Source organism: Paraburkholderia sp. Ac-20336, from assembly GCF_017105025.1.
Lineage (GTDB): Bacteria > Pseudomonadota > Gammaproteobacteria > Burkholderiales > Burkholderiaceae > Paraburkholderia.
Map to the genome: position 1 here is coordinate 12,783 of NZ_JAAGPS010000049.1, position 14,971 is coordinate 27,753.

General features: G+C 55.5%; 11 protein-coding genes and 1 pseudogene. 2 read left to right on the forward strand and 10 right to left on the reverse strand.

Annotated elements, in window-relative coordinates:
* Positions 1 to 6: 6 nt before the first annotated feature.
* The 7 genes from wecB to GXB81_RS16145 all read right to left on the reverse strand — a co-directional run bounded on the left by wecB (position 7) and on the right by GXB81_RS16145 (position 10,275).
* A complete protein-coding gene (gene wecB / locus GXB81_RS16115; protein ID WP_167285224.1) occupies positions 7 to 1,182 on the reverse strand; it encodes a UDP-N-acetylglucosamine 2-epimerase (non-hydrolyzing) in 1,176 nt (391 codons plus the stop codon).
* A gap of 30 nt (positions 1,183 to 1,212) precedes the next feature.
* Positions 1,213 to 3,441: a polysaccharide biosynthesis tyrosine autokinase gene (locus GXB81_RS16120; protein ID WP_167285222.1), complete on the reverse strand. Its 2,229-nt coding sequence runs from the start codon at positions 3,439 to 3,441 to the stop codon at positions 1,213 to 1,215.
* A 52-nt stretch (positions 3,442 to 3,493) separates the two neighbouring features.
* Positions 3,494 to 3,946, reverse strand: coding sequence for a low molecular weight phosphotyrosine protein phosphatase (locus tag GXB81_RS16125; RefSeq protein ID WP_167285221.1), 453 nt, complete (start codon positions 3,944 to 3,946; stop codon positions 3,494 to 3,496).
* Positions 3,943 to 4,989, reverse strand: a complete 1,047-nt coding sequence (locus GXB81_RS16130; RefSeq protein WP_240162921.1) for a polysaccharide biosynthesis/export family protein — start codon at positions 4,987 to 4,989, stop codon at positions 3,943 to 3,945. Before GXB81_RS16130 ends, GXB81_RS16125 begins: the two co-directional genes overlap by 4 nt.
* Before the next feature lie 241 nt (positions 4,990 to 5,230).
* Positions 5,231 to 6,646 (reverse strand): undecaprenyl-phosphate glucose phosphotransferase, encoded by a 1,416-nt coding sequence (locus tag GXB81_RS16135; RefSeq protein ID WP_205989756.1) that lies wholly within the window; start codon positions 6,644 to 6,646, stop codon positions 5,231 to 5,233.
* A 495-nt stretch (positions 6,647 to 7,141) separates the two neighbouring features.
* Positions 7,142 to 7,870 (reverse strand): carboxypeptidase regulatory-like domain-containing protein, encoded by a 729-nt coding sequence (locus GXB81_RS16140; protein WP_205989757.1) that lies wholly within the window; start codon positions 7,868 to 7,870, stop codon positions 7,142 to 7,144.
* A 20-nt stretch (positions 7,871 to 7,890) separates the two neighbouring features.
* Positions 7,891 to 10,275: a YjbH domain-containing protein gene (locus GXB81_RS16145; RefSeq protein ID WP_167285209.1), complete on the reverse strand. Its 2,385-nt coding sequence runs from the start codon at positions 10,273 to 10,275 to the stop codon at positions 7,891 to 7,893.
* Positions 10,276 to 10,930: 655 nt separating this feature from the next.
* Here GXB81_RS16145 and GXB81_RS16150 point away from each other — a divergent pair.
* A pseudogene (locus tag GXB81_RS16150) lies at positions 10,931 to 11,254 on the forward strand (sugar phosphate nucleotidyltransferase); the annotation flags it as partial.
* Between the two features lie 298 nt (positions 11,255 to 11,552).
* Here GXB81_RS16150 and GXB81_RS16155 read toward each other — a convergent pair.
* Positions 11,553 to 12,422 (reverse strand): EAL domain-containing protein, encoded by an 870-nt coding sequence (locus tag GXB81_RS16155; protein WP_167285208.1) that lies wholly within the window; start codon positions 12,420 to 12,422, stop codon positions 11,553 to 11,555.
* A 411-nt stretch (positions 12,423 to 12,833) separates the two neighbouring features.
* On the opposite strand from GXB81_RS16155, the gene GXB81_RS16160 reads away from it, so the two are divergent.
* Positions 12,834 to 13,106: a transposase gene (locus GXB81_RS16160; RefSeq protein ID WP_205989758.1), complete on the forward strand. Its 273-nt coding sequence runs from the start codon at positions 12,834 to 12,836 to the stop codon at positions 13,104 to 13,106.
* Positions 13,107 to 13,405: 299 nt separating this feature from the next.
* Here GXB81_RS16160 and GXB81_RS16165 read toward each other — a convergent pair whose 3' ends face one another.
* Positions 13,406 to 13,573, reverse strand: coding sequence for a hypothetical protein (locus GXB81_RS16165; RefSeq protein WP_205989759.1), 168 nt, complete (start codon positions 13,571 to 13,573; stop codon positions 13,406 to 13,408).
* A gap of 304 nt (positions 13,574 to 13,877) precedes the next feature.
* The gene (locus GXB81_RS16170) at positions 13,878 to 14,954 is read right to left on the reverse strand and encodes a porin (RefSeq protein WP_240158958.1); all 1,077 of its coding nucleotides are present in this window, start codon (positions 14,952 to 14,954) and stop codon (positions 13,878 to 13,880) included.
* Positions 14,955 to 14,971: the final 17 nt, after the last annotated feature.

Below are 14,971 nucleotides of genomic sequence, written 5' to 3' on the forward strand. Positions count from 1 at the left end.
GCTGACTCAATTTGTTAGTGAAATACTGCTTTGGTTCGTACTTACACCTAGTGCCGCGATTAATGCTTCGACAATCCTCTCACTCGCCCTGCCGTCTCCATACGGATTGTGAGCACGGCTCATCGCAAGATAGGCTGTCGAGCTATTGAGAAGCGTTGAAACCGCTGACGCAATTCGTTCGGTATCCGCACCAACTAGTTGTACCGTTCCCGCCTCCACTGCTTCCGGTCGCTCTGTCGTGTCTCTCATCACGAGCACTGGCTTGCCAAGCGAAGGTGCCTCCTCCTGGATTCCGCCAGAGTCGGTCAGAATGATCCATGCGCGCGACATCAGAAAGACAAACTGCAGATATTCCTGAGGCTCTATGAGAGTAATATTTTCGACATTGCCAAGCAGACGGTTGACCGGCTCCCGGACATTAGGGTTGAGATGCACGGGATAAACGATCTGTGCGCTCTCATGTGAAATCGCAATCTGCTTGAGTGCAGCACAGATATTCTCGAAGCCATGTCCAAAGTTCTCCCGGCGATGTCCTGTCACGAGGATCATCTTGCGTCGACGGTCGAGAAATGGAAACTGGCTTTCCAGCTGGGCGGTGAGTCCTGACTCCCCCACAAGACGGAACTGCACTGTCAATAACGCGTCGATCACCGTGTTGCCTGTCACAATGATCCTCTCCGCGGCAACACCTTCGGCCAGCAGGTTCGCGCGCGACACTGCCGTCGGAGCAAAGTGCAGTGATGCAAGCGCGCCAGTGAGCTTGCGGTTCGCTTCCTCAGGCCACGGAGAATAAAGATCGCCTGTTCGCAGTCCGGCTTCGACATGCCCGATCGCAATGCGCCGGTAATAAGCGGCGAGCGAGGCAGCGAGCGTCGTGGTCGTATCGCCGTGAACCAGCATCATGTCCGGATTGAAGTCATCCAGAACCGGGCCGAGCTTACTCAGAATGATTCCTGTCAGCTCGCTGAGTGTTTGCCCTGGACGCATGACGTCGAGATCGTAATCAGGAACGATTTCAAATAATTCGAGTACCTGATCCAGCATGTGACGATGCTGGGCGGTCACGCAAACTCGACAATCGAAGCCACTCGTTGCACGAAGTTCGCGTACGAGTGGCGCCATTTTGATCGCTTCGGGCCGCGTGCCAAACGTGATCAGGATTTTTTTTGAAGCAGAACTCATTCGAGCCCCCAGAAGTATCGCTCGATGTCGTTAATTGCGCTCATCCGATGCGTTGCTCAAATATGCGTAGCCACCATAGTCCCCGTATTGAGCTGATCGTAAAGTCGGTCTGAAACCATTGAAGACGATGCCAGCAATCTTTGCTCCGACTCGCTCGATCCGCTTGACCGACTCCAGCAATTCGCCGCTACTTGTTACACCGGAACGTGCTGCGAGCAAGACAGTTCCGGCAAGGGGAGCGAAAATAGTCGCGTCAGTGACGGGCAACACAGGCGGCGCATCGAGCAGAACGACGTCGTATCGTTTGGACACTTCGCTCAGGATTTGAGCGATGCCACCGGCAGAAAGTACTTCGACCGGTTGAGCAAGCAGCGGCCCGGTTGCCAGCAAATCGAGATTCGAAGAAACGTCCTTCATGATCGCGACATCGAGAGCTACGCCATCGCGAAGCACGTTGGACAACCCAACATTCGAAGGCACGCCGAAATCGTTGGCCAGATGACCGCGTCGAAGATCGACGTCCATCAGAAGCACTCGCTTACCGGAAGATCCGAGCAACGCCGCGAGGTTTGCAGATGTGAACGACTTACCTATGCCGACCGAAGGGCCAGTCATCAGAATCACGTTGTTGGTGGGATTGTCGAGCAAACCGAACTGCAACGCCGTGCACAGACTCCGGATGGCTTCCACAGCTGGTTCCTGAGGCCTTGCCAACGCGAGGATGGACGGACCGCCACGGTATCCACGCTCCTTGAGGTTGGTCAGTTGACGTTGCGTATCACTCAACGGAATCGTCGCAATCACATCCATCGACAGATCGCGCTCGATGTCCATCGGATCGGTCAGGCCGCCAAACAATGTAGAGCGTGCCACGGCATACCCGATACCGCTGAAGAGCCCGACCAGCATCGATAGCACGATCACCAGCGCCTTTTTGGGCTTCAATGGCTTGTCGGCGACCAATGCCCGATCGATCACTCGTACGTTGCCGATCTTGCTAGCCGTAGCAAGCTGAAGTTGCTGGATGCTGTTGAGCAATCCGACGTACAGCCCGGTTAACACGGTCACGTCACGGTTCAGCCGGACGATGTTCTGCTGATCGTCCGGCAGACGCTGAATTGATCCATTGAAGGTTTCGATATTGGCTCGCGCCGCGGCAATCTGCTGGTCTAGCGCAAGCACAGCGGGGTACTGCGGACTATAGATCGCAGCCATTTGCTTGCGCTTCTGCTCAAGCTCAAACAGACTCGACTGTGCCTGAACCGCTTGCCCCAGAATAGCCTTCGCCTGTTCACTGAGATCAACCACCTTATGGCGATTCTGATACGCGTTAAGGCGATCTTCAGCCAGTCTCAAACTATGCTCAATATCCGGAAGCTGTCGTTTCAGGAAATCCAGGGATTTTTCCGCCGTCTCCGCCTTCCGATTGGCGTTTTGAGAAACGTAGTTCTCTGCGATCTTGTTCAGAACCGCGGCTGCCCGTTCAGGATCCTCGTCATCATAAGTCACGCCGATAACGCCAGATTGGTCTTTACCCATTTCGGTAATGACGAGATCTTTTCTTAGCTGCTCCAGAACCTGAACACGCGAGTAGCGTTTCAAGTTGAATTTCGCGCCTTCGCGGCCGTTCAACTGTGAGACGGTAAGCTGAATTGGGCCCGACGAACTCGTTAGAACCAGGGGAACACCGACTTTACCCTGCACCCCTTCGTCGAGATCACCACCGGAAAGCCGATATTTATTACCACCCAGCGCCGTAACGACGAACTTATCGCCTTCGAAGTCCTTGGGTACGTCAAATTGGTCGACGACGATATGCTCCGAACCCCAGACATATCCTCCCAGCCCAAAAATACCAGGCGTCGACAAAGCGTGGTCATGTCTCGCGATGAACGCTCCAAACACTGGGAAGTAATCCGGCGTAGCGTCGATATATAGCCGGAGATCGTCGACCATGCTCGCAGTCACGAGTCGCGAATCGAGAATCTGCATCTCGCCGTCGTCCGTCGATTTGATGTCGAATAACGAATTCAATCCGCTCATCAAATTTCCGGCAGCGGTACTCGCCAGATCCGAGTTATCCTCCACCTGGACTGTAATGTCTCCGCGGTACGTTGGTGTGGCGAGAAATGCATACATGACACCTACGAACATGCAGCCGACAGTGATCAAAGCAATGAGCTTTTTCTTGTCGAATACAACATCCATCAACGCACGAATGTCGAGTTCTTCCTCGTAATGGGTAAATTGATTTTTCATTATAGAGACGTCATTTTTGCACTTGGTCGATACGGTCTGGTCGTCTCGCGATTCAAAGACGAGAACCGCGGGAAAGATTCGCAATACGTTTGGTCCAGTCCTGGACCCCCCGTTCGATCAACGTCATCGCTTGCGCATACATGCGTGGCGAACGTCCAATCGGGTCCAGTACATCGACACGTTCGGACTCAGCCAACCGGAAAATACGCCCTCGCGCGGTTGGGACAAAATTTTCGATGACCTGTTTCTGCGCCAACTCCATGACTAGAATCAGATCAGCCGCGACACATATGCGTTCATTGACGCGTCGAGCCCGATGAGATGACATATCGATTCCGCGATCGGACAACATCTCGCAAGCCACGCGGTCGATGGGCGTGCCAGTGGACGCGGATAGTCCCGCCGACATCACCTTGATATCGGCCAGCTCGTTCTGCAGGAGACCTTGCCCTATTGGACTGCGGCAAAGATTTCCCTCGCAGACGATGAGTACGGTATCGATCATTTCGTCACAATCGCCGCGGTGAGACCAGCATTGATGGCGGGAAGAAGCAAGCTCAACACACGGCTGAAGCGAACGAGTCCATTCCCGTCCACATACACCACGTCTTTCGGTTGCAGTTCAAACTGGGTCGCGAGAATCATCGACACAGGCGAATGCGCGTCGAGGTGAAATACCTCCGGCGTGGCATTCAAAGGGCCGCGTATGACATAGATCTGCGCCGCGTCGGCGCTCGTTGAGTTGATGCTCCCCGCCTGTGAAAGCGCATCGCTTAGCGTGAGCCTTCCGCTCTTCATCGGTATCGCGGTAATCGGCTTGTTGACTTCTCCCATGACGAAAACACCGTTGTCGTCACGTGACATGACGCGGAGCATATCGCCGTTCCTAAGCAGAATGTTGGACGGATTCTGATCGCGCTCCAGCATGCTCGACAGATCCAGACGGTAAGAGATACCGCCTCGAACCAGCACCATCCTGCTTTGATCAGCAGTTGTGCTAAAACCACCAGCCCTGTTGATAGCCTCATACAAGGTCATCGGAATATCGTTGACCGGCACGCCGCCCGGCGTTCTGACTTCACCGTCCACATAAATCTGCTTGGCGCGGAACGATGCAATTCGAACGGTTAGCTGTGGCTTGATAAAGACCTTTGAAAGCTCTGCATATATCGCCTGCTGCGCCTGTTCAACAACAAGCCCGCCTACGTGTATGGATCCCGCAAAGGGAAACTGTATGTCGCCGTTGCTGTCGACGACAAAGCCTTGCCCCGGATCAAACGGCTTTGCGCTCGTCTGATTCTGCGTGCCCAGTGCAGCGGCCAATTCGGGATGATCCCATACGGTAATCTGCAGTACATCGCCGGGACCGAGCGTATAAGGAGTCGCCTTCCCTGACAGTTCGCGCTCCTGATCCGTGCCCGCTTTATCGGAACTGTCGCGCAGTTTCACGATGAGCGATGAGTTGATATCGACAATCGGAATTTGCAGATCGGCTTGCTGCCCTTTCGTGTCGACATCTCCGGTCGGAAGCGTCGCCGACACGGGCATACGCATGCCGGGGGCCACGGCGCATGCTGCAAGGCCCACACTCGCACTCACACAAATCAACCAACTCGCCAACATACGTTGCATTCTCGGCCCGAATGATTCCCTCATATGTCCCATTACATAATCCCTCGTAGGTTTCGATTGATTTTTCTTTGACGTGCGTCTATTTCTGCCTCGAATTAGCTGGCAGCACGCTTTCTCTATGGCTCTGTGCAACGGACCTGCCTACCTCACCGAACATTCAATACGCGTTCTGATGCGTGAACCCACACATAAACGTGGCAAGAACGATCTTCATATCCAGGCCAAATGACCAGTTCTGCAGGTAGTACAGATCGTGCTCAACCCGTTTCTGCATTTTTTCTATTTTGTCCGTCTCTCCACGGTAACCATTCACCTGGGCCCACCCCGTGATGCCCGGCTTGACGCGATAACGATGAATGTATCCGTTGACGATGGTTCGATACAATTCGTCGTGTTCCACGGCATGAGGTCTCGGTCCCACCACTGACATGTCGCCCTTGAGCACATTAAAAAACTGCGGAAGCTCGTCCAGACTCGTTCGTCGCAGAAATCCACCCACCACGGTCACCCGTTTATCGTTACGGGAAGCTTGCTTGACGACGCCCTGCTCACTGGCATGCATGTACATCGTGCGAAACTTGTAAATCTGGAATACGCGACCATCGGCTCCCTGTCGTTTTTGTGCGAACAGAATAGGGCCTCGAGAGGAGAACTTGACCGCAACCGCCACCAACATCATCACAGGCGCAAGGCAGATCAACGCAGCAAGTGCAAACACCCGGTCGAATACCTCCTTCGCTATAAGTGAGCGCGAGGACAGCGGCGATGCAATCAGATTGATAGCTGGCACACCAATCAGATCGATGATCGTGCTATCGAAGAGTGCAAGGCTGCTCATATCCGGAAGAAACCGAACGTTGACGAGCTCATCACGAAACTCGTTCATGCAGTGCAAGATCATGTTTTCCTCGGATAGCGGCAGGGCCAGCCAGATTTCCCGGACGTTGTCCGATCTGACGAATTTCGAAAATGCCGAAAACTCCTTGAACGACACTGCTCCAGCATGTTGAAAACCCGTGTCGGGATGCACATCGAACACCGCAGACACGCGAAACCCGCTGTCGGGAGACATCTCAATGCTGCGCACCACTTGCGCGCAATGAGATCCGCATCCAACGACCGCGACACGGCGTATGTTCAAGCCTGCGTTGCGAACGCGACGCAAGGCGGTATAGGTGGCAAATCGAAAGATGGCCAGCGCCGCCCAGGTGATCGCGGTCCAGTATGCGAACCACAGCCGCGATATGACGTCCGTACGGTGCAGCGAAAACATCAGGACAAGCGCACAACCCTGCACGATCAGCCAAGCGAGAGATATCTGACCGATCAGCTTAAGCATCGGCCGTCCTCTCCATGATTGATAGACACCAAGAGCAGGAAATAACGCTGAAGCAATCGCTGCGGCGAAAGCAATAAACCCGGTATCCACATGGTTTCCGGCGACTTCACCAAAGCGGATACTCGACGCCGCGATAGCACCACCAACAATCAGCGCGATGTCGATGCATCGCGCTAGCAATCCCTGCAATTCCGGTGATCTATGCGCCTCATACGTGACAGATTTCGAACTCATCACCCCAGGCCCCGATTTATGGTTTTCACAATCACTTACTACTTCTCACTCACTGAGTTGGTCATTTCCAGCGGTAAAACATTTATTGCTTTTTTAGGCTTTCAGCCTTTTAATATTTGTGGAGCCTTTAGTCTCATCTCCATCGGAACAAATACGTGCTGCGGACGGCAATTCAGGCCAAGCAAACAGATAGCGTCGCGGCTTCGTTCTGTGCTGAACGACTTCTTTAGCCGTCCTCGTATAACGTGCAGCCCATTGTCGTGACTTCTTTAAAGCAGCAAATATGCCAACACGGAAATCGCGCTGTAATTCCTGCGAGTCGTCCCGGAAGTCAAGCTGCATAGCGTTTGGGCGCTGACGGGAGCAAAAAACCAGAAGCTATCTTGATGGATTACGACAGTCCGTAACGTAACGGCACACCGTAACGCCACCTCAGATCACGCGTGACGAACAAAGCCAACGTGATTGAATGGACGCCCATAGGCGTCCATCCGCTTATTTCGTCGTCGTGCCGGCGCCGCCAGTGCCGCCTGTACCGCCAGTCGGCCCGGTGTTACCGCTTCCAGAGATGGGCGACGCCTCACCCGCCGAAACCGCCGCGGCGGCAAGCGACGTCGAGGGTTGCCCGTTGCTGGAAATCGCACCCACCGTCAGCAACGTATCGAGATCCGAGTCGGCTCCGCTTTGTCCCGGTGTGAAAGACACCATGAGGAATGACGACGTCGAAAGCGTCACGCCATACATCTTCTTGATCAGTTGCGCCACACCGGCTTCGGCGTTCTGGATCACGCTGGGGTTGGTCAGCGCCGATTGGTAGGACGCGTTGGACGCAATGCCGGACAGGAGACCATCCACGGTCGTCCCCAGCTGACCAGCCAGGTAACTCAGCAACAGTTGAGTCAATGGCGTCACGTTGTACGTACCCGCACCGCTAGCAAACGAGTGAATCGTGGCTGCGCCGTTTGACGCGGTGATCGCGCACGGACCGTCAAACTGGAACGATACGGAATAGGCACCGCTCGCATTGGCGGTCGCGCTTCCCGCACCGTTCTTACAAGTCAACTGAATGCTGGCATTCGCCATGGCAGCACCGACAGCGGCAGTGCCGCTGACCGTTCCCAAAGGCGAAGTGCCGCCACCTCCGCAGGCAGCGAGCACGGTTGCCGAAAGCATCATTGCCCCTATCTGCAGGGTGCGAGTCGTTGCGCGACTAAAAGGCTTCATTCTCAATCTCCAAATAGAAGTCACTGATCACTAACAGGTGACGATATCGACATGTCACCTACCTTGAGCGCATCGTTCCCGAACGATTCAGACAAACTCGCGGGTTTGAGCGAAGAACGCTGCATATTGCCGCCGGCCCCTTGAATCCCCGCCTTTGCATCAGGACTCGCATAACGGAGATAGGCGTCCCGCATCCGGTAAAGCTGAGTAGAGAAATACTCGCCACTGAAACGCCCCTGGTTCAGCAAATACTGCTGGGTGCTATACGGGAAGCTCATGTTCTGCACGGCGTCGGGCGACAAATAGTTTTTCGAACCAACACGCGTCTGGAAGTCGAGTGCAAACTGTTCCGAGCCATATACCTGCGTGAGGCCCGGCTTCATGCCTTGTCGCGGCGTCAATGGGAATGTCACGGTCGCTCCGACAAAGCTGCCCATGCCGCTATGCTCTGCATGTACACTGACCGACACGTCATCGAACCATCTCGTGAACGTGATCAACGGCCCCTTGTCACCGGCGACATATCGCGCAACGCCAGCCTCCACCCAAAGATTCCACTCAGGCTTCACCCATCGATAGGTCAGCATTGCATTCTTTTCGGCGGGAAACGCCTGACTACCTGGCTCCTCATGCAGGTATGCGAGGCGCAGCCGAACGAGGTCAGGTCGCCCAGGAACAAAAAGCGTAGTCTCGTTCTCAAGGCCGACATAGTGGAAATCGAATTTGCCGACCGCGGCCACATTAAAGATTTGTGGGCTCAGCCAGAAGCTTTGACCCAAGGCGACCGCCGACAATCCGCCTCGCAGACGGTATTGACTGAAGACCCGGCCATCGTCCATGTTCTTCGTGTTGTATAGCGGCGCGATATAGCTGGCGTAGAGTTCCGCGCCTTTCCACAGTGGGACGAAGCCTTCAATGTTTGCTCCCAGTGAGATATCGAAGTTTCCGTACTCCGTTCCATAGAGATAGCTCGTAACTGGTTCGATCTGGATTCGCGACAAGCCGTGCTTATGCTCGTCACCCTGCCACGAGATTGAATCGGTGTCATAGGTTGGCTGCGTACGCATCGTCATCGATGCGCTTGCCGCAGTCGGTGCCCCCCCTTCGATGAATTTCGCGAACGCTCTGCGATCTACCGAGACCTCACCTATCGCCTGATTGGCTTTCTTGATGACGGCACGAATCTTTTCGATCCGGCTCGGAGCTTCAGAACTCGCCACGCCAAGCACGATACCCAGCGCATCCGCCTCGTTCTGGTTGTAGCGATGATTTTCATATTCGACTACCAGATCGCGTCCAGAAATGCCGACGCGAACCCTTTCCAGTCCTGCCGCAAACAATTGCGCAGTGATCGCGTCAAGCGAAGCTGTATCAGTTACGCCTATAGGCGACAGCGCCGGCCGGGGCGACCCAGTTACCGATGTATCAGCCAACACCAGCCTGGTATTTTCCTGAAGCGGCGACACATAGGTAATCGGCAATGCCGCTGGCGCTTTATCGTGGCTATACGATGACAGGTAAACAGGACCCGCGACGGTGTCCGGCGCAGAATCCGGCATTGCGGTATCGCTAACCGCAGTGTCCGCGGAAGCGCTGCGCTCCTTGCACAGCCCCCCGGCACATCGATCCGAATCAAAGCGCTTTCCGAGCGGTATCTGCACTGCAAGGGAAATCGATGTGCGCGGCGCCACGCTATTCGTCGAGCGCAGCGACCGCATAGCGGTCGCGATCAGGTTCGCGTCGCCGAGCCAGCTGATACGCGGTGACTGATAGCGCACACCGACGTAAGGCGTCTTCGAATCATCCTCGGCAAGCAGTGAAACTCCGGTGCTCCAGAGTGATAACTGAAGACCACCGAATAGTCCGTCAAGCCTATCGCCGTGACCATACCCCGCGGTGAGAGCTACAGGCCCAAACGTCTGAGACACGACACCGTACGTCGAGCGAAAATAATGCGTCCGACCGCCAATATCCGTCGTACCAAAAGCAATAGACGGTTGATATTTGAAGAATTTGGGAATCTCGACCTTGGCATTGGCCACTAAATGACGAATGACGGTGTGATCGCCCTGTGAAAACTCAGCGGGACCGACAAATGGGTAATTCGCCAGCCCGCCTGACACTTCGACATACGGCAATATGCCGAATGCCCCCCAATAGACTTGCGAGCTCGTCGCCTGCCTTCCGTACCTCGGATCGATATAGTTGTTGAACTGCGCTTCTGCCGTCCCAACAGGCAGCGTGAATGCATACGGGATGGTGAGGCCACCCGATTGTCCGAGCGCATTGAGCGCGGGCTCGACCGCGCGAGCCGTCGATGCAAACGACAGGAACACGGCCCATGCCAACGCATGCGGCGCGAGACGAAATCCACGCGTGCATCCGAACCGGTTCATTGACCGCATTTCACGCGTTCACGCAATTTGGTTCTAACCACGTCACCCGCAGCGCAATACCCCGTAATGCAAACCCTTTCCATAGTTTTTCTCGTGCTACCTTTCTTACGCCGACCGTTCGGAAAAACGACGCCATCGCGGTCGCTTTTAAACGCTGGCTGTGTTATCTATCCGCACCACGCGATTCAGGGTGAACTCACCAACCCCAGCACACGAGGAATTCGTTCGTTTGAAACTTCCCGGGCTGTGGCTGCGCAATCTTGTCAATGGAATGCAAAGAATGAGTTACAAGCAGTATCTGTGCCAATTGGCATCGGCGCATACAGACTGATCGATAGGAAACCGCGCAAAGGCGCGCCAAATGGGCCGCACGGGTTTTCTACTTCCGGAGCATATGAGTAAGGCAAACTGAAGGAATGAGCATCCTGAAAGGCTCTGTCACGTTACGCAGCTCCGTAACAGTCCGGCACATTCAGGAACGCCCCTAGCCGTGGACAAGACGATCACCATACAAATCGAGGTCGCCGAGGAAAAGAGCCACCAATAAGAGACTGCACGCTACCTTTGTTACCTCACAAATGGTGAATCCATACGGTAACGGCTTGATCCGCGGCAAACACACTCCTTACCGTGCAACCCACCTCACCTCCACCAGCAAGCCGGTCCGTCGCCGCGCGGCGAACTCGAAATCACCGACGTCAACCCGTGCTATCTCGCGAACGCGGCGCTCAACGTCGAGATCGTGGGCCGCGGCTATGCGTGGCTCGATACCGGCACGCACGATTCGCTGATCGAGGCTGCGACCTTCATCGCGACGCTGCAAAAGCACCAGGGTCTCGTGGTCGCGTGTCCGGAAGAGATCGCGTACCGCCGCAAGTGGATCGACGGCGAACAGTTGCTCGCGCTCGCCAGGCCGCTCGCGAAGAACACCTACGGGAAGTACCTGCAAAACATGCTTACGGATCACGTCGCATGGCCATCCAAATGACCATGATCGCTTTACGCTAAATGAGGGATGGTCGGGATGTGTGGAAGTCGACGCTGAGCGATCGCTTGACGTCGTCGCTCAGACACATCGCGAGCCGATGTCCTGATCTCAATCATTTCAGACATCGGCCAAACAGCAAACTGTGCAGCCACCCATTTCCCACAATCGCGGCTGGGTTTCGGAAACGTAATTGCCCTTAAATGTTCTGACTCAGGCGAACGACAATTGAATCAGACAGATGCAATTAAATAGCCTCGGCACACAAACTCAAAGCACGCAATACCACGCGTCACCGCCCTCACGTTGCGCACAGCACGTCCCTCAACCCCGCCTGCGGCCGCGCCAACAACGCCCCCTGCGCCAACACATCGGGCCACCGGCCCAACCACTCGAACTGCTCCCGCGTATCGACGCCATTCACAACCACCCGCACACCGAGCTCACAGAGCAGATCCATCACCGCCGACATCACCACACAAGCTCGCCTGTCACGCGGCACCGCGCTCATCAATTCGCGCGCAATCGTAATCGTGTCAACATCGAGCGCACCGAGCAACGCAAGTGACGACGCCCCATTCCCCCAATTCCCCAGCGCCACACCCACGCCGGCCTCGCGAAGCCCTTCCGTCATCGTGCGCAGCGAAAGCAGCTTCGCCGCTTCGGCGCTATCGGTCACCTCGATTTCGAACAGATGCAGCGGCACACCATGCGATTGCGCAGCACGTGCGAGGTCATCAGCAAACGAATCGAGCAATGCGATCTGCGTGGGCACCGTGATCGCTATGGGCTGCAACGGTAACTGCATGGCAACGCAATCGCGCAGTTCGCGGCATATGCCATCCACCACGAATGCGGCCATTTCTCGTGCCACTTGCGGATGTTCAAGTGGCATCATGAAGATACCCGGCAGCAGTAATCCGTATTCGGGGTGCGTCCAGCGAAGCTGGGCCTCGAGCCGCGCCGGCGCGCCACCTTCCACGCGATATGCACCCTGAAACACGAGATGGAACTCGCCAGCATGCAGGCCTTCGCAGACACGCGTCTCCAGTTCGCTAAGTCGCGCGGTCGTGTTGTCGGCGCCGTTCGCATCGTTCTGCGCGACGGCGGCCAAACGCGCGGTCATCGTGCGCGCAAGCGCGACATGTTTCGCAGGGTCAAGCGTGTGCATGGCGAATACGTCTTTTTGTATAAACGCGCATATGCAAGCACGAGTCGCGCCAGATATGACACGGATTCGCCGATTATTTGCAAAAAGACCGTAAAAGTCTTTTCGATCAAGGACTTCGGGAACAATATCTTGATGGGAAAAATGGCTGTGGCACACCGTACGATGTTTGCGTAACGTCGCACGTTACGTTGCGTTGTGTTGCCCGTGACGTAACGCAACGACAAGCGCGGCCCTATCACACCATACGGGCGGGCTCGTATATCGGCATAAAATGCAGGAGATTAAGAAAGTCAAATACGGAAAATTGCGTGCCTAACCATTTGACCGGCTCTGCAAGATTGACTAGTATCCGCTCCGACGCAATATTGACCAGCGACTGCGAATTTCCCTTAAGTTCATTCAAGGCAGCCGATGCTAGAAATCCCGCTCTCCGACGCCAACTGGGATCGCGTCAAGAGTCTGTTCCCCGAACCGCCCGCCTCAACTCGCGGGCGGCCACGCCGCAGCGATCGCGACATTCTCGACGCCATCCTGTGGCTACAGCAGCGAAAAGAAAAATGGCACAGACTTCCGGCAACATTTCCACCGCAACAGACCTGTTATCTGCGCTATACGATGTGGAAAAAGGCCGGCATTCTAAAGCGGGTGAATGAATTACTCGCCATCGACGAAACAGATGTTTGAATCCATCGACTCAAACGGATATAGCTCGTCTGCACACAAGACCAGATGCAGACGTTTAATTACCGCGCCGTAGTCTGTCCGTCGTGACCTATCATCGAGGCGCAGCCTACCTCTTCAACCTTATCGAAACATTAAGAAAACACCCCTCCCAGCACTTTTCTTTCCAACCTTAACAACAACTTAAGCTCCACCCAAAACACAAAAAATATAGTCCTCAAGCCCCCTCAAACGACGCCGATAGACAGAGCGCAGTACTCGTTTTCCAACCAGGAGAGAGAAATGTCTATTCAGGCAGTTGGTCAAAGCCCGGCGGGACCCACAGGTTCTGCTGTCGCGTCGGGTTCGGCCTCGGCATCGGCATCGACGGCACCCGCATCCAGCAAGAGCGCTTCGTCGTCGACAGGATCGTCCACCAGTTCCACCACCTCGTCGTACACGGTCAGCATCAGCAGTGCCGCGCGCGCCATGCTGGCCGAAGCCAGCGAGACGTCGGTTCAAACCGCGCAGGAAGCGGCAAAGGGTGATCATCAGGCCCAGCGTCTGCTCGCGAAGGAGGCAGCAGCCAAGGCAGCTTGAGTAACGTCTACAAAGGTCCTCCCAAAAAAAGACCGCCGCCCGAAAAACCGGCGGCGGTCTGCCTTCAACGCAAGCGCAGAGATACCCGAGCAATAGATTGGGCTTTCACCGCGAGAAATGCTCAGCCTAAAGAACGCTCGACCTCCCGCAACTCCCACGTCACTCTCGCGAAACAAGAGACACGAAACCCGAAACTCAGAACCGCGTACGAATCCCCGTCGTCAATTCCAGCTGATTCTTCGCGCCATACGTCGTCGCCACGACGTAACCGTTGTGCAGCTTCATATAGTCACCGGCCACATATAGTTCGGTGCGCTTCGACAGGTGATAGAACATCGACGCGTACAGGGTTTCCTTATAGCCGCTCGCGGTGCCCCCATCGGGATTGAAGGCGAGGTTGGCATTCGCGGTGCCGCCGTTATCGTCGAATGCCGCATTCGATGCATGCATCTGCTGGTAGCCGATTGCGTAGTCGAACGGTCCCTTCGGCGAGAGTTTGAGCGACACGGTCCACGCATTGTCGTGACGTTGTCCCAGCGCGCCCTGATCGCCCGTGTAGTGGAAATAGCCGGCGTTCACGCGAACGATGCTATACGTGTAGTTACCGCCGATCGAATACGATTTGTTCGTGAAGCCGTTGTTGTTGACATGGTTGAAGAACGCGGACACATTGAACGGTCCACCGTTATAGCCGAGTGCGCCGGTGTAGGTGGCGTCGGTGCCAAAACTCGTGTGATTGCCGAATGCGTAGCCCGCCGCGGCGAATATGCCGTTGCTGAACAGCTTTTTCCACACCACGCTGTTTTCATAGCGAGTACCCGTGGCACTGCCCGCATAGAAAATCAGTTGCTTGAAGTTATTGGCATTAGTCCAGCCGCCTTCTTCGGTGGTCAAGGCGGCGCTGCCGTATGGGTCGCCGTAAATCGCGGCGGCATCGCGTGCCACGGTGTTCTGGAAGCCGGCCGTCACCTTGCCGAACGTGTCGCTTTCGATACCCACCCATGCGTCGCGATCGAAGATCTGGCCCGGGTCTTCCATTGCGCCATCGCTCACGCGGTATTCCGCTTCGAGCCTGAAGATCGCCTTCAGCCCGCCGCCGAGATCTTCCGCGCCTTTCATGCCGAAACGGCTACCGCTAAACCACGGCTCGCCGTTGATGCCCATCGAGATGACATGCTTGCCTTCGGCATTCGCATTGGTCTGATACGACACCGCGCTCAAATCCATCAAACCGTAAAGCTGCACGCTCGATTGTGCGTGAACGTTGCTCATGGCCAAAGCACTGCCGC